The organism is Prauserella endophytica (assembly GCF_005146945.1).
Taxonomy (GTDB): Bacteria; Actinomycetota; Actinomycetes; order Mycobacteriales; family Pseudonocardiaceae; genus Prauserella_A; species Prauserella_A endophytica.
Genome location: NZ_SWMS01000016.1, coordinates 51113 through 68026, shown reverse-complemented (window position 1 = coordinate 68026; position 16914 = coordinate 51113). Strand labels below are relative to the sequence as shown.

At 71.9% G+C, this 16914-nt stretch carries 18 protein-coding genes and 1 pseudogene; 6 read left to right on the top strand and 13 right to left on the bottom strand.

Annotation, left to right across the window (positions count from 1 at the left end):
• Window positions 1-22: 22 nt before the first annotated feature.
• Window positions 23-814 (bottom strand): glutamate racemase, encoded by a 792-nt coding sequence (gene murI / locus FCN18_RS25660; RefSeq protein ID WP_228714124.1) that lies wholly within the window; start codon window positions 812-814, stop codon window positions 23-25.
• On the bottom strand, window positions 811-1422 hold the full coding sequence (locus FCN18_RS25655) for a rhomboid family intramembrane serine protease (RefSeq protein ID WP_112271345.1): 612 nt from the start codon (window positions 1420-1422) through the stop codon (window positions 811-813). Before FCN18_RS25655 ends, murI begins: the two co-directional genes overlap by 4 nt.
• A 152-nt stretch (window positions 1423-1574) precedes the next feature.
• On the opposite strand from FCN18_RS25655, the gene FCN18_RS25650 reads away from it, so the two are divergent.
• Window positions 1575-2426, top strand: coding sequence for an arylamine N-acetyltransferase family protein (locus FCN18_RS25650; protein WP_137096308.1), 852 nt, complete (start codon window positions 1575-1577; stop codon window positions 2424-2426).
• Here the strand turns inward: FCN18_RS25650 and FCN18_RS25645 are convergent.
• The 6 genes from FCN18_RS25645 to clpS form a co-directional block, all read right to left on the bottom strand.
• Window positions 2411-3361, bottom strand: a complete 951-nt coding sequence (locus FCN18_RS25645) for a PLP-dependent cysteine synthase family protein (protein WP_110337933.1) — start codon at window positions 3359-3361, stop codon at window positions 2411-2413. The two genes, FCN18_RS25650 and FCN18_RS25645, sit on opposite strands and share 16 nt — an antisense overlap.
• Before the next feature lie 2 nt (window positions 3362-3363).
• On the bottom strand, window positions 3364-3642 hold the full coding sequence (locus FCN18_RS25640; protein WP_112271223.1) for a MoaD/ThiS family protein: 279 nt from the start codon (window positions 3640-3642) through the stop codon (window positions 3364-3366).
• Between the two features lie 69 nt (window positions 3643-3711).
• Window positions 3712-4176 carry a Mov34/MPN/PAD-1 family protein gene (locus FCN18_RS25635; protein ID WP_110337929.1) on the bottom strand — a complete coding sequence of 155 codons (465 nt, stop codon included), beginning with the start codon at window positions 4174-4176 and terminating at the stop codon, window positions 3712-3714.
• A gap of 404 nt (window positions 4177-4580) precedes the next feature.
• Window positions 4581-5588 (bottom strand): P1 family peptidase, encoded by a 1008-nt coding sequence (locus FCN18_RS25630; RefSeq protein WP_113644099.1) that lies wholly within the window; start codon window positions 5586-5588, stop codon window positions 4581-4583.
• Window positions 5588-6145: a DUF2017 domain-containing protein gene (locus FCN18_RS25625; protein WP_112271221.1), complete on the bottom strand. Its 558-nt coding sequence runs from the start codon at window positions 6143-6145 to the stop codon at window positions 5588-5590. Before FCN18_RS25625 ends, FCN18_RS25630 begins: the two co-directional genes overlap by 1 nt.
• Window positions 6142-6426 (bottom strand): ATP-dependent Clp protease adapter ClpS, encoded by a 285-nt coding sequence (gene clpS, locus FCN18_RS25620; protein ID WP_112271220.1) that lies wholly within the window; start codon window positions 6424-6426, stop codon window positions 6142-6144. Before clpS ends, FCN18_RS25625 begins: the two co-directional genes overlap by 4 nt.
• Before the next feature lie 73 nt (window positions 6427-6499).
• On the opposite strand from clpS, the gene FCN18_RS25615 reads away from it, so the two are divergent.
• From FCN18_RS25615 to FCN18_RS25605, 3 genes are read left to right on the top strand one after another with little or no spacing between them, the layout of a single operon-like run.
• The gene (locus FCN18_RS25615) at window positions 6500-7801 is read left to right on the top strand and encodes a nicotinate phosphoribosyltransferase (protein ID WP_137096307.1); all 1302 of its coding nucleotides are present in this window, start codon (window positions 6500-6502) and stop codon (window positions 7799-7801) included.
• 10 nt (window positions 7802-7811) lie between these two features.
• Window positions 7812-8384 (top strand): nicotinamidase, encoded by a 573-nt coding sequence (locus FCN18_RS25610; RefSeq protein ID WP_112271218.1) that lies wholly within the window; start codon window positions 7812-7814, stop codon window positions 8382-8384.
• Window positions 8381-9319, top strand: a complete 939-nt coding sequence (locus tag FCN18_RS25605) for a sugar kinase (RefSeq protein WP_137096306.1) — start codon at window positions 8381-8383, stop codon at window positions 9317-9319. Before FCN18_RS25610 ends, FCN18_RS25605 begins: the two co-directional genes overlap by 4 nt.
• On the opposite strand, the gene FCN18_RS25600 is transcribed toward FCN18_RS25605, so the two are convergent.
• Both FCN18_RS25600 and FCN18_RS25595 read right to left on the bottom strand, forming a co-directional pair.
• The gene (locus FCN18_RS25600) at window positions 9316-9966 is read right to left on the bottom strand and encodes a choice-of-anchor P family protein (protein WP_112271216.1); all 651 of its coding nucleotides are present in this window, start codon (window positions 9964-9966) and stop codon (window positions 9316-9318) included. The genes FCN18_RS25605 and FCN18_RS25600 overlap by 4 nt on opposite strands.
• A gap of 165 nt (window positions 9967-10131) precedes the next feature.
• Window positions 10132-11976 carry a glycerophosphodiester phosphodiesterase gene (locus tag FCN18_RS25595; RefSeq protein ID WP_137096305.1) on the bottom strand — a complete coding sequence of 615 codons (1845 nt, stop codon included), beginning with the start codon at window positions 11974-11976 and terminating at the stop codon, window positions 10132-10134.
• Window positions 11977-12104: 128 nt separating this feature from the next.
• Here FCN18_RS25595 and FCN18_RS25590 point away from each other — a divergent pair, with 128 nt between their 5' ends.
• The gene (locus FCN18_RS25590) at window positions 12105-14156 is read left to right on the top strand and encodes an ATP-dependent DNA helicase (protein WP_137096304.1); all 2052 of its coding nucleotides are present in this window, start codon (window positions 12105-12107) and stop codon (window positions 14154-14156) included.
• A 53-nt stretch (window positions 14157-14209) separates the two neighbouring features.
• Window positions 14210-14560, top strand: coding sequence for a hypothetical protein (locus FCN18_RS25585; RefSeq protein WP_112271210.1), 351 nt, complete (start codon window positions 14210-14212; stop codon window positions 14558-14560).
• 106 nt (window positions 14561-14666) lie between these two features.
• Here FCN18_RS25585 and FCN18_RS25580 read toward each other — a convergent pair whose 3' ends face one another.
• The 3 genes and pseudogenes from FCN18_RS25580 to FCN18_RS40275 form a co-directional block, all read right to left on the bottom strand.
• Window positions 14667-15425 (bottom strand): peptidyl-tRNA hydrolase, encoded by a 759-nt coding sequence (locus FCN18_RS25580; protein WP_112271208.1) that lies wholly within the window; start codon window positions 15423-15425, stop codon window positions 14667-14669.
• Entirely contained in the window at window positions 15422-16651 is a 1230-nt protein-coding gene (gene serB / locus FCN18_RS25575) for a phosphoserine phosphatase SerB (protein WP_112271206.1), read from the bottom strand. The genes FCN18_RS25580 and serB overlap by 4 nt, the downstream gene beginning before the upstream one ends.
• Window positions 16648-16914: pseudogene (locus FCN18_RS40275) on the bottom strand (cytochrome ubiquinol oxidase subunit I); the annotation flags it as partial. The pseudogene FCN18_RS40275 and the gene serB, both read right to left, overlap by 4 nt.

Here is a 16914-nt window from a genome sequence, read left to right as displayed (position 1 = left end):
CGAGCGCGCCGCGCGCCCAGGGTCACGTGGCGGCGAGCACTCCCGGCTGAAAGCCCATGAACCGGTGCGCGAGCTTCGCGAACGGCTCGGCGCGCCCGGTGGCGACGAACTGGTGCCGGGGTTCGCCGTGGCCGGCCAGCAGGTCCAGCTCGGTGAGCACCCGCACCACGTCCTTCGCGGTCTCCTCCGCGCTCGACACGAGCGTCACGTCGGGCCCCATCACGATCTGCAGCACGCCGGTGAGCAGCGGATAGTGCGTGCAGCCGAGGATGAGCGTGTCGACGTCCGCCCGCACGAGCGGTTCGAGGTAGCCCTGCGCGAGGCCGAGCACCTGCCTGCCCGAGGTGATGCCGCGCTCGACGAAGTCGACGAACCGGGGGCACGCGACGCTGGAAAGCCGGATGCCGTTCGCGGCGGCGAACGCGTCGTCGTAGGCGCGCGAGCGCACGGTTCCCTCGGTGCCGATCAGCCCGATGTGCCCGGTGTGCGTGGCGGCGACGGCCCTGCGCACCGCGGGCAGCACCACCTCGATCACGGGGATGTCGTAGCGCTCGCGCGCGTCCCGCAGGCACGCCGCCGATGCGGTGTTGCACGCGATGACGAGCGCCTTCACGCCGTCCGCGACGAGCCCGTCCAGCGCCGTCAGCGCGAGCTCGCGCGCCCTGGCGATGGGAAGCGGGCCGTACGGGGCATGGCGGGTGTCGCCGACGTAGCGCAAGCTCTCGCCGGGGAGCTGGTCGGCGATGGCGCGAGCGACGGTCAACCCGCCGACGCCGGAGTCGAAGATTCCGATCGGGGCGTCAGCGTGACTCACGCCCCGAGCGTACCGGCGGCCCCCGGCGTGCCCTTGGCCTTGCCCGAACGGACGCGGTCGGACTTGGCCACCAGCCATGCGGCGAGCACACCGCCGAGCGCGCCGAAGAGGTGCCCCTGCCAGGAGATACCGGGGCTGCCGGGCAGCACGCCCCACAGCATCCCGCCCCAGACGGCCAGCAGCACCGCCGCGACGGCCAGCTGACCGAAGCTGCGGTTGAACAGGCCACGGACCAGCAGGAACGCCAGCCAGCCGAACGCGAGCCCCGACGCGCCGACCGTAACGACGTGCGGCGCGGCCGTGAGCCACACCCCGAGCCCGCCGACGATCCAGATCGTGGCCGTCACGGCGATCCACTGGCCGATGCCGCCCGCCATCGCCAGGAACGCGAAGACCAGCACGGGAACGGTGTTGGCGAACAGGTGGCTCCAGCCGTCGTGCAGTACGGGCGCCCAGGCGATGCCGTCGAGCCCCGACAGTGAGCGGGCCCGGATGCCGCCTTGATCGAGATCGGCGGGCATCAGCACGTCGAGCAGTTCGATCAGGTAGAGCACCACCGTGAACGACAACGCGACGATGCCGGCCACCAGCGGTTTCGGCGGCAGGATGCGGGCGGGGGCCTTCTTCGGTCCCTGCGTGGAGGGTGGCTGGGGCTGCGTGCTCACGGTTTCAGGCTACGTCGTGGGCAGGCGCCTCACCTCGGTGAAAAACCCTGATAAATCGGTCGGCCCGGCGGGGCGGCCCCCGCTAGATTCGGCGCGTGACCGAGATCGACGTGGCCGCCTACCTCGCCCGCCTGGGGATCGACGAGGCCGAACCCCCGAGTGTGGAAGCGTTGCACCGCCTGCACGCCGCCCATGTGGAACGGGTGCCGTACGAGACCCTGGAGATCCAGCTCGGCAGGCCGACGTCCCTCGACCCCGCCGAATCGGCGCGCCGGATCGTCGCGGGCCGCGGTGGCTACTGCTTCCACCTCAACGGCGCGTTCTCCGCGCTGCTGCGGCAGCTCGGCTACCGCGTCACCCGGCACCTCGGCGGCGCACAGATGACCGCGGCGGATCCCGCGGCGATCACGCGCGAACACCTGGCGCTGACCGTCGACGCCCTGCCCGGCGACCCAGGGACGGCGTGGTTCACCGACGTGGGGCTCGGCGACGCCCTGCACACGCCCCTGCCACTGCGCACGGGCACCTACCGGCAGGGCCCGTTCACCTATGGGCTCGAGCCCTCGCAGATCGCACCGGGCGGCTGGCGCCTTGCCCACGACCCCGCCGGCAGCTTCTTCACACTGGACTTCGCGCCCGGACCGGCCGAGATGGGCGACTTCGCCGACCGCCACGAGTACCTGTCCACCTCGCCGGAGTCCGGGTTCGTGCGGACGTGCACGGTGCAGCGCCGCGACGCGGGCGGCGTCGACGTCCTGCGCGCGCTCACCCTGACCAGAACCCCCGGCAGCCGGACGGTGCTGGAGACCGAGCAGGACTGGTGGGCCGCACTCGGCGACGTCTTCGGGATCGCGGCGAACGGCTTCACCGGCGACGAACGCGCCCGGCTGTGGCGAACGGTGGTCGCCCAGCACGAGAGGTTCCTGGCCGCTCAGGCCCAGAGCTGACCGTCGAGCCGCTCGGCGGCCTCGTCGAGGGAGCCGCTGTAGGCGCCGGTGGAGAGGTACTTCCAGCCTGCGTCGGCGACGACGAACGCCACGTCCGCCTTCTGGCCCTTGGCCACCGCCTTCTCGGCGATGCCTAGCGCGGCGTGCAGCACGGCTCCCGTGGAGATGCCCGCGAAGATGCCCTCGTGCTCCAGCAGCTCCCTGGTGCGGCGCAGGGCGTCGTAGGCGCCCACCGAGTACCGGCCGCTGAGCACGTCGGGGTCGTAGAGCTCGGGCACGAACCCCTCATCGAGGTTGCGCAGCCCGTACACCAGCTCGCCGTAACGCGGCTCGGCGGCGACGATCTGCACGTCCGGCTTGTGGTCCCGCATGTACCGGCCGACGCCGACGAGTGTGCCCGTGGTGCCGAGCCCGCCGACGAAGTGGGTCAGCGTCGGCAGGTCCTTGAGCAGCTCGGGACCGGTTCCGTAGTAGTGCGCGTCGGCGTTGGCCGGGTTGCCGTACTGGTAGAGCATCACCCAGTCCGGGTTGGTCTTGGCCAGCTCCTTCGCGCGGCGCACGGCCTCGTTCGACCCGCCCGCGGCGGGTGAGTAGACGATGCGTGCGCCATAGGCCTGCAGCAGCTGCTTGCGCTCGGCGGAGGTGTTCTCCGGCATCACGCACACCAGGCCGTAGCCCTTGAGCTTGGCGGCCATCGCGAGCGAGATGCCCGTGTTGCCCGAGGTCGGCTCCAGGATCGTGGAGCCGCGGCGCAGCAGGCCGTCGCGCTCGGCGGCCTCGATCATGGCCAGCGCGGGCCGGTCCTTGATCGAGCCGGTGGGGTTGCGGTCCTCCAGCTTGGCCCACAGCCGGACGTCGTCCGACGGGGACAGCCTCGGCAGCCCCACCAGCGGCGTACCGCCGAGCGCGTCGAGCAACGACTCGTAGCGAGCCATGGTCAGCGCGCGCCGCCGGCGACCGCGGGCAGGATCGTCACGGTGTCACCGTCCTTGACCTCGGCATCGAGCCCGCCGGCGAACCGCACGTCCTCGTCGTTGACGTAGACGTTGACGAAGCGGTGCAGCTTCTCGTCCTTGACCAGGCGAGCCTTGAGTCCTCCGTGCCTGGCCTCGATGTCGTCGATGACCTCCAGCACCGTCTTGCCGGACGCCTCGACGGACTTCTCGCCGCCGGTGTGCGTACGCAGGATGGTCGGGATCGACACGGTCACGGCCATGGGTTACCTCCGCAAATGGTTTATGACAGGACAGACGTTCACGAAGACGGGGAAATTCCCGCCTGTGACCTACGCGTCGGGTACGTCGTCGCTACCGGTGTTGGCGAACATGTACGACTCGACGACCTCGACCGGCTCCTCGGTCACGACGCCGTCCACGATGCGGTAGGACCGGAACTCGTGCTCGTCCGCGTCCCTGGTCGACACCAGCACGTAGTGCGCGAACGGCTCCTGGGCCAGCTTGATGTCCGTGCGGGAGGGGTACGCCTCGGTGGCGGTGTGCGAGTGGTAGATCACGACGGGTGTCTCGTCGTTCGCGGCCATCTCGCGGTACAGCTTGAGCAGGTCACCGGAGTCGAACTCGTAGAACGTCGGCGAGCGCGCGGCGTTCACCATCGGGATGAACCGCTCGGGACGGTCGCTGCCGTCGTCGGGGCCGGCGATGACGCCGCACGCCTCGTCGGGGTGGTCACGACGGGCGTGCGCGACGATCGCGTCCACGAGGTCACGGCGGATCCGAAGCACGGTGAACATCTTACGGGCTGGATACCGGGCGTTCACAGCGTGAGACGAGCCACGAACGTCACACCGCGAGTCCCCCGCTCCCACCCGCGAGTCCCCCGCTCCCCCCGCGAGTCCCCCGCTCCCGCCTGCGAGTCCCCCGCTCCCACCCGCGAGTTGCCCGCTCCCGCCTGCGAGTTGCCCATTCGGGACGCCGAGATGCGCGACTGGGGATGCGATGGCGGCAACGGAGCGCACACGTCGCGCGCCGGAACGGGGAACTCGCCCGCCGGAACGGGGAACTCGCCCGCCGGAACGGGGAACTCGCAGGCCTCAGCGGGGGACTCGCCCGCCGGAGCGGGGGACTCGCGCGCCGGAACGGGGGACTCGCGCGCCGGAACGGGGGACTCGCGCGCCGGAACGGGGGACTCGCGTGGTTACGGCTTGAAGGCCTCCGGCCAGACGTCGCGGTACGCCGGCAGGCCCGGGACGCCCGTCGCCGCGAGCAGGCCACGCACCATCGCACGGGTGAACACCCTCGCCGCGGCGGAACAGAGCGCGTCGAGGGCGACCATCCGGCTCGCCTCGCCGATCCGGCCCTGCTCGCTCGGCAACTCCCGCTCACCCGTGGCCAGCGCGAACACGGTGTCGCCGTCGAACATGGTGTGCGCGGGACGAACGGCACGCGCGAGCCCGTCCTGACCGGCCACGGCGAGCCTGCGGCACTCCGCCTTCGACAACGTCGCGTCGACTGCCACCACGCCGATCGTGGTGTTGAGATCCTTCCCACGCGGGGAGAGGTCACCCGGCCTGCCCGGCCACCGGGCGACGCCGAACTCGCCGTCGACCTCGTGGTCCGCGGCGAAGGGCTCCCCGGTGCCGGGGCGCACGGCCTCGCCGGACGCGTTCACCACCGCGAGCGCGCCGACCACGAACCCGTCGACGACCTCGCTCGCCGTGCCGACACCGCCCTTGAGGGAGCCGACCTGCGCACCGGCCCCCGCACCGACCGTGCCCAGCTCGACGGGACCGTCTGTGGCCGCCTCGCACGCCGCGTAGCCGAACGACGCGTCCGGCCGGTTGCCCCACGTGCTTCGCGGCAGGTCGAAGATCACGGCGCCGGGCACGATCGGCACCACCTCGTGGGGCTCGACGCCGACGGGGAAGCCGAGCTCGTGCTCGCCGAGCCAGCGCATGACGCCGTCCGCGGCCGCGAGCCCGTACGCGCTGCCCCCGGACAGGCACACGGCGTTGACCCGCTGCACGAGGTTCTCCGGCTCCAGCAGGTTCGTCTCCCGCGTGCCGGGCGCTCCGCCGCGCTGGTCGACGGCGGCGACGGCCTCCCCCGGCACGAGCACCACGGTCGTGCCCGTGGCCCAGCCGTCCCCCACCCGGTGGTGGTGGCCGACGAGCACGCCCGGCACGTCCGTGATCGCGTTCCGCATCACTCGGTCAGTGCCTGTACCAGGCTCTCCTGCACCCAGGTCAGCCAGTGGTAGACACCCAGATGCGGCGCGCGGGGGTCGTCCTCGGGCAGCTCGTCCGGCATGTCGTCGGTGACGTCGAGCGCGGTGCCGAGCGCCAGCCGCACGTCGTTGAGGGCCGCCAGCCACGCGTCGGCCTGCTCGTAGGTCAGCCGGATGTCGCCGCCCTCCGGCGGCAGGGTGTCCATGACGACGGCGGCGACGCCGACCTTGGCGTCCAGCACCTCCGGCTCGTGCAGTGAGCGGAGCGCGGCGACCGAGTCGAGGTCCTCCGTCGTCGGGTTGTCGGGGTCCAGCTTGTGGAAGTCGGGCAGCAGCCGGGACAGCACCGGGTCGTTGGGGCTCTCGGAGGGACCCGTCTTGATCCCGGTCAGCTCGGCCAGCTCGTCCTGCGGCGCCTCCTGCGCACGCGCGCGCAGCATGTCGTCCACCTGACTCACCAGGCCGCGCAGCACCGCGGCCTCCTGCTGCTCGAAGCCCGCGAGCACCTTGCCGCCCTTGCGGCGCCAGCCCTTCACGGCTGTTCCATCGTGGCCCACAGGCCGGCCGCGTGGAGCTTGGCGACGTCGCCCTCCACCTTCTCCTTGGTCCCGGACGACACGGCGGCCTTTCCCTTGTGGTGCACGTCGAGCATGAGCTTCGTGGCGTGGTCTCTGCTGTACCCGAACAACTTCTGGAACACGTACGTCACGTACGACATCAGGTTGACCGGGTCGTTCCAGACGATGGTCTGCCACGGACTGTCCCCGGCGGCGGCGTCCGCACCGAGTGTCTCTTCGGCCTCGACAGGCGTGGTCATGGCTCCATGTTGTCACGCCTCGAAGGGGCGGTGCGGCACCGGTCGGGCCGTGTGGGTGAATAGTCTTCCCGGTATGGCCGAACAGAGCGGCAACAACGACAACAGCACGGCGCTGCTGACCGACCACTACGAACTGACCATGCTCGGCAGTGCGCTCGCGGACGGCACGGGTGAGCGGGACTGCGTGTTCGAGGTCTTCGCACGCAGGCTCCCCGCCGGCCGCAGGTACGGCGTCGTGGCCGGTACCGCCAGGGTCGTCGAGGCGATCACCGACTTCCGGTTCACCGACGCCGAGATCGCCCAGCTGGAGACCACGGCGGTGGTGGACGGCGACACGCTGTCCTGGCTCGCCGACTACGAGTTCTCGGGCGATGTCGACGGCTATCCCGAGGGTGAGCTGTACTTCCCCGGCTCCCCGATCCTCACCGTGCGGGGCACGTTCGCCGAATGCGTGGTGCTGGAGACGGTGGCGCTCTCGATCCTCAACCACGACAGCGCGGTGGCCTCGGCGGCAGCGCGGATGTCCAGCGCGGCACACGGCAGGCCGATCATCGAGATGGGCGGGCGGCGCACCCACGAGCAGGCCGCCGTCGCTGCCGCGCGCGCCGCGTACCTCGCCGGGTTCGCTACCACGTCCAACCTGGAAGCGGGCCGCCGCTACGGGATCCCGACGCGCGGCACGGTCGCGCACGCGTTCATGCTGCTGCACGACAGCGAGGAAGCGGCGTTTCGCGCGCAGATCGACAAGATGGGCGTGGACACGACGCTGCTGGTGGACACCTACGACATCACGGCGGGCATCGAGACGGCCGTGCGCGTGGCCGGTCCCGAGCTCGGCGCGATCCGGATCGACTCCGGTGATGTCGGCGTGCTCGCCCGCAAGGCCCGCGAGCAGCTCGACTCCCTCGGCGCCAGTGACACGCGGATCGTGGTGTCCGGCGATCTCGACGAGCACGCGATCGCCGCGCTGCGGGCCGAGCCCGTCGACGCGTACGGCGTCGGCACGTCGGTGGTCACCGGTTCGGGCGCGCCGACGGCCGGAATGGTGTACAAGCTGGTCGAGGTCGACGGCAGGCCGGTCGCGAAACGCAGTGAGCACAAGGCATCCCGAGGGGGCCGCAAGTCGGCGCTGCGCAGGCACAAGCCGACCGGGACCGCGCTGGAGGAGGTCGTCTACCCGACCGCGAAGCCGCCGGAGCTCGGCGAGTACGACCGCGAGTTGCTGATCCCCCTCATGCGCGCTGGACAACCGGTGGACGAGCTGCCCACCCTTGAGGACGGAAGGCAACGGCTGCGCCGCGCGCTGGTGAGCCTGCCGTGGGAGGGGCTCAAGCTCTCCGGCGGCGACCCGGCCATCCCCACGACCTTCAGCTGAGGAGGACGAGATGACGACCGCGCTGATCGTGGTGGACGTGCAGAACGACTTCTGCGAGGGCGGTGCGCTCGCGGTCACCGGCGGTGCCGCGGTCGCGGAGGCGATCTCGGGGCACCTGCGCGACAACGACTACGCGCACGTGGTGGCCACGAGGGACTACCACATCGATCCGGGCGCGCACTTCAGCGACGAACCCGACTTCGTGCGCTCGTGGCCCCGGCACTGCGTGGCCGGCACGGCGGGCGCCGGCTTCCATCCGCAGCTCGACGTCGGGCCGATCACGGCGGTGTTCTCGAAGGGCCAGTACAGCGACGGCTACTCCGGGTTCGAGGGCGCGACCGACGCCGGCGAGCGGCTGGCGGACTGGTTGCGCGAGCGGGACGTGACCGCGGTGGAGGTGGCCGGCATCGCGACCGACCACTGTGTCCGTGCCACGGCGCTCGACGCGGCGAGGGCGGGCTTCGGGGTGCGCGTGCTCGCCGACCTGACCGCGGGCGTCTCATCGTCCACTGTGGACAAGGCACTCGCGGAGCTGAGGTCGGAGGGCGTGGAGATCAGCGGAAGCCCACGGGTCGCTTCGTGACTGTTCCCGGTCTGCTGACCTTCGGCGAGACCCTCGCCGCGTTCAGCACCTCCGAGGGCAGGCTGCGGCACGCCACCACGGCCGTGGTGGGCATCACGGGCTCGGAGTCGACCGTGGCGATCGGCGTGGCCAGGCTCGGCATCGAGTCCGCGTGGGCTGGCAGGGTCGGCGCCGACGAGCCGGGAGCGCTGGTGCTCTCGCGGCTGCGGGCGGAGGGCGTCGACACCTCTGCGGCCGTCACCGACCAGGAGGCGCCGACCGGACTGGCACTCAAGGACTTCCGCACGCCCGACTCGCCGCGCGTCGCCTTCTACCGGCACGGCAGCGCGGGTTCCCGGCTGTGTCCCGAGGACATCTGCGAGGACCGCGTCGCCGAGGCGGGCGTGCTGCACCTGTCCGGGATCACGCCCGCGCTGTCCGACACGGCGGCCAAGGCGGTGCTCGCGGCGATCGAGGTGGCACACGCGGAAGGCGTTCCGGTGTCGTTCGACCTCAACTACCGGCACGCCCTGTGGCCGCCGGAGGAGGCCCGCCCGGTGCTGCTGGACCTGGTGACCAGGGCCGACATCGTGTTCGCGGGCGACGACGAGGCGCGCATGCTCGGCTTCGACGGCACGGCCGAGGAACTGGCCTCCGGCCTGTCCGAGCTGGGCCCGGAGGAGGTCGTGGTGCGGCTCGGGCCGAGGGGCGCGGTCGCGGAGCTGCACGGCTCGCGCTACGACGTGCCCTCCTACCCGGTCCGCGCGGTCGACGCCGACGGCGCCGACGACGCGTTCGTGGCCGGTTATCTCGCGGACTTCCTCACTGGAGCCCCGCCGGAGCGGCGCGTGCGCACGGCCGCCGCGTGCCGTGCGCTCGCGCTGTCCGTGGAGGGCGACTGGCAGGGCCTGCCCGACCGGGAGGAGCTGACGCAGCTCTCCCGGCCGCCGCGTTAGCCCCCGTAGGGATCGCAGGCGGCCGTGCCGACGCGGATGTCGCCGCTGGCGGGTCCGCCCTGCGGGAACAGTTTGATGCGCAGTGCGGTCGTGGTGAGGCTGCCGTCGGGCGGCGTCGGCGCGGTGAACTCGTTGAGCACGAGCTCGGCCAGCGGCGGGTCGCCCTGTGCCCTGCCGGGGATCGTGATGGTGTGGTTCGGCGGGATGTTCTGCGGCAGGGTGAAGCCGGAGACGCCGCCGAGCTCGACATAGCCGCTGCTGCCGTTCGTGGTGGTGCGGCACTCGGCCGAGAACGTGCGCACCCGGATCGTCGGCCCGCCGAACTGCTTGAGCACCGAGGTCTCGAACCGCTGGCCCGTCGCCTTCGCGCTGGACACGCCGTCGCCCGCGCGGGCACAGTTCGTCTCGCCGCGGCCGAACTCGGTGTCGGCGCCGACGTCCACGCCGTCCGATGCGCCCGCCGCCGGGCCCGCGACGTCGCACGGGGCGATCGGCCCCGCCTGGGTGACCTCGCCGTTCACGACCAGGTCCGCCGCGCCGAGCGACGCCGACGCGGTGGAGACGGTCTGCGCCTGAGCCTGCACTGGCAGCGCGAGCGCCCCGGTCGCGAGAACGGCCACCACCGCAGCCCTGTTGATCTTCGCCATGCGCGTTCCTTCCAAGATCGCCTGCTGACCCGCACACGACATCGGCGGAGCCGCGCCGTCACCTGACCCGGTCGCGGTGACGTCACTCGCTTGTGTGACCCCGCCTTGCCCCAAGGCCACCTTTGTTGCGTTGAACGCAACGAAGGTGGCCTTGGGGGCAGTTGGTCAGCGCTCCGAGAGCGTGCGGAGGTCCGCCAGCAGGACTTCCTCCTGCTCGGCGGTGAAGCCCGCCTTGTGGACGGCGCGCTCGGCGAGCTGCCAGCGGCCCTTGTCGAGGTGACGCAGGATCGTGGCGGTGTCCTCCGGCGCGACACCGGCCTCGGCCACCAGCACCCGCACACCCGTGACGTCCACGACGAGGTCGAACGTCGCGCTCGCCTCCGCCGTGCCGCCGGGCCCCTCGGCGACGGCGGTCAGCTTGTGCTCGCCCGCCGCGAGGTTCCGCAGGTCCAGCGGGGCGCCCACCTCGACCGGCTCGCCGTCGAGCGTCACGGTCACGGTCTCGGCGTCGCGGGCGTCCACCGCGACCACGGCCGAGGAGTACCGGCGCAGCTGCGCGCCGTCGGCGGGCGCGACGAGCGACACGCTCGGCTTCGCGGGCGCGTCCTGCCCGGCCCGCTGCCGCCAGCCGAAGTGCTCACCGGCCTTGTTCGTGATCACGGCGTCGACGCCGATCTCGGCCAGCCGCAGCCAGGTCCCGGCGTCGTCGATCGTGTAAGGCATCACGGCGATGCCGGCGTCGTTGAGCGTCGCCACGGTGCCGGGCCTGGTGAGCAGCGCCGCCGACGAGGGGTTGTAGGCGACCACGCCGAGGTCACGCGCCGTCGCGAGCGGGTCGGCGTCCAGCGTGCCCCGCAGCAGGCCGAGCGGGATCTCCGGTGCCAGGTCGCGCGCATCGCGCAGCACCCGCTCGTCGAAGCTCTGCAGCAGCACCTGCTCGGCCATGCCGCGGGCCCTGACCTCGGCGAGGATGCCCTCGGTCTCGGCGCGGGTCTCCGGGCCCTTCACCTCCAGCAGCAGCGTCGAACCGCTGCCCTTGACGAGGTCCAGCACCTCACCGAGGGTCGGCACGCGCTGGCCCTCGTACGCGGGCGAGAACCACGAGCCCGCGTCGAGCCCGGTGACGTAGTCGGCCGTGAGCTTCGAGACGTCGCCGGTGCCCTCGGTGGTGCGGTCGACGGTGCTGTCGTGCATCACCACGGGCACGCCGTCGGCGGTCGTCTGCGCGTCGATCTCGACGTACTCGGAGCCGGCCCGGATCCCGGCCTCCACGGCGGCGAGCGTGTTCTCCGGCGCGACCGAGGAGTAGCCGCGGTGCGCGACGGTGAGCGGCAGCGCGCCGTCGGGCTGCGTCACCGGCAAGGGCTCCAGCTCGGTGACCTTGACGTCGTCGACGCTGATCCGCGCGCCGTCGGCGATGAGGCCCAGCACGCCGTCGGTGCTGCGCCGCACCTGCGTCGACGTGAGCACGGTCTGACCGTCGAAGGACCAGGTCGCGCGGCTGCCGTGCACCTCGATGGCGACCCGGATGTCCCGGCCGGTGCCCGCGTCGTACGGCGCGGCGCCCGCGTTGGTGACGTTCCAGGTGTTGCCCTCGGTGCGCCCGGCGAACTCGATGCCGTTGCTCGCGGTGGACGCCGACCGCATGATGGCCTGGCTCCACGGCACGGCGCCGGACGGGTCGGTGTCGAGCACGAGGCCGGCCCAGCGGCTCGTGTTGTTCACGGACTCGAACCGGATGGTCGCCTCGGCCCGGAAGTCGCGCAGGTGAGTGCCGAACGTGATCCTTGAAAGGCTGCCCGGTTCGGTGTTCACCAGGCGGCCTCCCGCGACCTGCCACTGCCCAGCCACGGGCCGCCAGCCGTCGGGCAGCGCGGTGCCGTCGAAGGACTCGTCGACGACGACGTCTCCGGGGTCCGCGGCGGCGATCGGGGACAGCGCCGGACCGGCGACGGCGACCGTGGCCGCCGCCAGCAGGCAGGCGAGGATGCGGGATGGGATGCGTCTCATCCGGCAAACGTTATGACCGGTTCGCGACGACTCGATGAGACGTGAATGGACCATTCGTGATCAATGGGCGACCAGTTGGCGCGCACCGCGCCCGGAACTGACGCACCCGGGCGGTAACGTCTCGATCCGTGCCGTCCTCCATCTCCACCCTGCCCAGCGTCCGCGATCTCCTCTCGCACGCCGTCGAGGCCGTGGGCGGAGCAGAGCGCGAGGGCCAGGTGCGGATGGCGGAGGCGGTCGCCAAGGCGATCCGCACCGGCGAGCACCTCGCCGTGCAGGCGGGCACCGGCACCGGGAAGTCGCTGGCGTACCTCGTGCCCGCAATCCGGTACGCGGTGGAGCACGAGGCGACGGTGGTGGTCTCCACGGCCACGATCGCGCTGCAGCGCCAGCTCGTCGACCGGGACCTGCCAAGGCTCGCGAAGGCGCTCAAGAGGCCGCTCGGCAGGGAGCCCACGTTCGCGATCCTCAAGGGCAGGCGCAACTACCTCTGCATGCATCGCGTGCACACCGGCGCTCCCGAGGAACCCGAGGACACCGGGCTGTTCGACGCGTTCGCCGTCTCCCGCATCGGCAGGGAGGTCAAACGCCTGCACGAATGGTCGTCCGACACCGAGACCGGCGACCGCGACGAACTCGTGCCCGGCGTGTCCGAACAGGCCTGGCGGCAGGTGTCGGTCACAGCGCGCGAATGCCTCGGCGTCGCCCGCTGCCCGGTCGGCACCGACTGCTTCGCCGAGCGCGCGCGGGGCGAGGCGGGCCGCGCGGACGTGGTGGTGACCAACCACGCGCTGCTCGCGATCGACGCGCTGCAGGAGTACCAGGTGCTGCCCGAGCACGACCTGGTGGTGATCGACGAGGCGCACGAGCTGGTCGACCGCGTGACGTCCGTGGCCACGTCCGAGCTCACCACGTCGCTGATCTCCGCGGCCACCCGGCGCTGCGGCAGGCTCATCGACGCCGACATCGCCGACCGGCTCCTGGAGGCCGGCGACGGGCTCGCGCTCGTGCTCGACGACCTGCCGCCGGGCCGCATGGACACGCTGCCGACGCCGCTGGGCGGCGCGCTGACGGTCGTGCGCGACGCCGCGCACGGGTGCCTCACCGCGCTGGGCTCCGAGCGCAAGGAGGACATCGAGGAGGCCACGGCACGCAAGCTCGCCCGCTCGCTGCTCGACGAGGTGCACGACACCGCGGTGCGGCTGCTGGACGCGTTCGACGAGGACCAGGCCCACCGGCAGGACGTCGTCTGGCTCTCCGGGGACCAGTACTCGGCCTCGCCCCGGCCGCCCGCGCTGCACGTCGCGCCGCTCTCGGTGGGCGGGCTGCTGCGGGAGCGGGTGTTCGCGCGCAGCACCACGGTGCTGACGTCCGCGACGCTCGCGCTCGGCGGCGCCTTCGACACGCTGGCCCGCCAGTGGGGGCTGCCACCGTCGCCGAAGCCGACGGTCAAGGCGGAGGGCACCGCCACGGACAAGCCCGCGCCGTCGGACGACGACGGCCCGCGCTGGAGCGGCCTCGACGTCGGCTCGCCCTTCGACTACCGCAAGCACGGAATCCTGTACGTCGCCAAGCATCTGCCGCCGCCGGGTCGCGACGGACTCGGCGAGCGCACGCTCGACGAGATCGCCGAGCTCATCGACGCGGCCGGCGGGCGTGCGCTGGGGCTGTTCTCGTCGATGCGCGCGGCGAAACAGGCCACCGAGGAACTGCGCGACCGCGTCAAGCACCCGATCCTCTGCCAGGGCGACGACTCGACGTCGTTGCTGGTGAGCAAATTCGCCGACGATCCACGCACGTGCCTGTTCGGCACACTCTCGCTGTGGCAGGGCGTCGACGTCCCCGGTCCGTCGCTGCAGCTCGTGATCGTCGACCGGCTCCCGTTCCCGCGCCCCGACGACCCGGTGTCGTCAGCCCGGCAGCGGGCCGTCGAAGCGCGTGGTGGCAACGGTTTCCTCACCGTCGCGGCCACCCACGCCGCGTTGTTGCTGGCACAGGGCACTGGGCGGCTGCATCGGTCCGTGACCGACAAGGGCGTCGTCGCGGTACTCGACTCGCGCCTGGCGACGGCGCGCTACGGCGGATTCCTGCGCGCGTCGCTGCCGCCGCTGTGGCCGACGCACGACCCGAAGGTCGCCCGGGACGCCCTGCGCAGGCTGGACGCCGCCGCCCCGGCCTGAGCGCCGGGGAAGAAGGCGCTACGGTGAACGGAACCCGAGGCAAGGGAGAAGTCTTGTTCCCCGACTCATCCAGCGCACGGTCCCGGTCGGTCAGCGTGGACGACACCGGTGTGCGCCGACAGCTCGCCGATGGCAGCGAGGAGTCCATCACCTGGTCGGAGCTGACCGCCGTGGTGGTGCGAGTCATCCCAGAAGGTCCGTGGAAGGAAGACGTCTTCCTGATGCTGGCCGCGGCCGACGGAACGGGCACAGCGGTGCCGAGCGGCGACCCCGCGGCGAACGCGCTCATCGAACGGCTGCAGACCCTGCCCGGTTTCGATCACGACAAGTTCGTGGAGGCCATGACGACCGACGCCGACGAGGCGTACGTGGTCTGGAAGGCGGACAGCCAGCCCGCGCAGTAGGCAGCCCTTGCTACTGCAGTGAAGGCCACCTTCACTGCGTTGAACGCAGTGAAGGTGGCCTTCACTGCAGTCAGGGCACTCAGGGGTCGGCAGGCGAGCAGTTGGTTCAGCCTCGCCACTGGGCGAGCACGGTGACCGTGCCCGGGGCGATCTCGGTGAAGCCGGCGTCCCGCACGGCGATCACCTCGCGGTCGCGCCAGGCGGCCGCGGGTTCGCGCGGGTACAGCTTCGTCCACTCCGTGTCGGTCGCCGTGCGCACCGCGCAGCCGTAGTCCCGCTCCCGCCAGCGCGCGAGTTCCTCCTTGCCCAGCAGGGAAGCCAGCAGCATCGTGCCGTGGCCCACCTGCGCGGCGGCCTTGCCGACCGTCATCGTGATGCCGGGGTTCAGGAGCAGCAGCGGCAGGTCCGCAGGCGGCTCCCCAGGCTCGTCGGCGGGCAGGTCGCTGCCGGAGATCTGCAGCCGCGCGACGTCCTTGGGCACGTCCGCGACCCGGCCGGGCAGCAACGCGCGCGCCTGCGCTCCGTCCACTGTCACCGTCACGCCGGGCAGTTCCTGCACGGCCTGCCAATGCGCTCCCCGCGCCCGCCTGGCGACCTTGCGGATGTGCCCGCCCACCCACGCGCTCACGGCCTCGTGCCACTCCCCGCCGTCGGCGGCGCGCTCGTCGAGGCACACGGCCAGCGCCGCGGTCGCCGCCGCCTCCAGCAGCGGCGTGCGCGCGGGCGGGCCGGCCTTCTCCATGCGCAGCACCACCGGCATCGCCCGCACTTCGCCGGGGGCGGCTTCCGGCTCCGCGGTCTGCTCCGAGGGAAGACCGAGCCACGACGCGTAGCGCGCGGCGAGTGGTTCCAGTATCGAGGTCACGGCCGGACGAGCGGAAGCCCGTCGGCGGCGTCGGCCGCCTCCACCTCCGCGCGGGTCACGCCCAGCATGAACAGCACGGCGTCGAGGTAGGGATACGACAGCGCGGCGTCGGCGACCTCACGCAGCGCGGGCTTGGCGTTGAACGCGATGCCCATGCCCGCGGCCGACAGCATGTCGATGTCGTTGGCCCCATCTCCGACGGCGACGCACTGCGCGACCGGAATCCCGTAGCCGGAGGCGAACTTGCGCAGAGCCACCGCCTTGCCCGCCCGGTCGATGATCTCCCCGGTGACGCGTCCCGTGAGCTTGCCGTCCACGATCTCCAGCTCGTTGGCCGCTGCGAAGTCGAGACCGAGGTCCTTGACGAGCCGGTCGATGATGCGCGTGAACCCGCCGGACACGACGCCGCAGCGGAAGCCAAGGCGCTTGAGGGTTCGGACAGTGGTGCGCGCACCCGGCGTCAGATCGATCGAGTCGGCCACCTCGTCGAGCACCGACTCGGGAAGCCCCTCGAGCAGGGCGACCCTGCGTTCGAGCGACTCGGTGAAGTTCAGCTCTCCGCGCATCGCGGCCTCGGTGATCTCCCGCACCTGCGACTCGAGACCCACGTACGCCGCGAGCATCTCGATCACCTCACCCTGGATCAGGGTGGAGTCCACATCGAACACGACGAGCCGCTTCGCGCGCCGCGACAGCCCGGCCCGCTCGATCGAGACGTCCAGACCGCCGCGCGAACCCACCTCCGCGAGCATCGAGCGCAGTTCCGCGTCGGCCTCGGGCGTGTCCTGCGCGACCGAGGCGTAGACCTCCAGGCCCGTCACCGGATAGTCGGCGATGCTGCGGATGGTGTCGATGTTGGCGTTCACCGCCGCGAGCCTTCCCGCGACCTCCGTGAACGCTCGCGCCGTCACCGGGCGGCCCAGCAACGTCAGGACGTGCGTCGAACCCTGCCGCCCCTGCGCGAACGGATCGGTGCCGATCGCCGAACCGATGCGGACCTCGACGTGCATCGACACCGTGGCCATCGCCTGCTCGACGGCCTCCTGCAGCGCCTCGGGGTCGCTCTCGACCCCGACGAGCACGCCGAGCACGAGCTGACCCCTGATCACCACCTGCTCGACGTCGAGCACCTCGACGCCGTGCCGGGTCAGCGCGGCGAAGAGGACCGAGGAGACACCAGGTTTGTCCGGCCCCGTCGTGGTGATCAGGACAGGGGTCGCGCTCACTGTTCGCTCGCGTTGTCCTTGTCGTGCCGTCCCGGGACGGCGGCCTCGGTGAGGACCTCCGACGGCGCGTCCTTCGCCTCCGGGTGAGGCAGCGCCTTACCCGTGAAGGTGATGTGGCCCTCGTTGTGCATCCGCTCGACCATGTGCGGGTAGTGCAGCTCGAACGCCGGGCGCTCGGAACGGATCCGGGGCAGCTCGGTGAAGTTGTGCCTCGGCGGCGGGCAGCTGGTGGCCCACTCGAGCGAGTTGCCGTAGCCCCACGG

Bases quoted from the DNA above. Each gene is read 5' to 3' on its own strand.
- FCN18_RS25645 (WP_110337933.1), bottom strand. From the start codon at position 3,361: ATGGCTCGCTACGAGTCGTTGCTCGACGCGCTCGGCGGTACGCCGCTG.
- FCN18_RS25640 (WP_112271223.1), bottom strand. From the start codon at position 3,642: ATGGCCGTGACCGTGTCGATCCCGACCATCCTGCGTACGCACACCGGC.
- FCN18_RS25635 (WP_110337929.1), bottom strand. From the start codon at position 4,176: ATGTTCACCGTGCTTCGGATCCGCCGTGACCTCGTGGACGCGATCGTC.
- FCN18_RS25630 (WP_113644099.1), bottom strand. From the start codon at position 5,588: ATGCGGAACGCGATCACGGACGTGCCGGGCGTGCTCGTCGGCCACCAC.
- clpS (WP_112271220.1), bottom strand. From the start codon at position 6,426: ATGACCACGCCTGTCGAGGCCGAAGAGACACTCGGTGCGGACGCCGCC.
- FCN18_RS25615 (WP_137096307.1), top strand. From the start codon at position 6,500: ATGGCCGAACAGAGCGGCAACAACGACAACAGCACGGCGCTGCTGACC.
- FCN18_RS25610 (WP_112271218.1), top strand. From the start codon at position 7,812: ATGACGACCGCGCTGATCGTGGTGGACGTGCAGAACGACTTCTGCGAG.
- FCN18_RS25600 (WP_112271216.1), bottom strand. From the start codon at position 9,966: ATGGCGAAGATCAACAGGGCTGCGGTGGTGGCCGTTCTCGCGACCGGG.
- FCN18_RS25595 (WP_137096305.1), bottom strand. From the start codon at position 11,976: ATGAGACGCATCCCATCCCGCATCCTCGCCTGCCTGCTGGCGGCGGCC.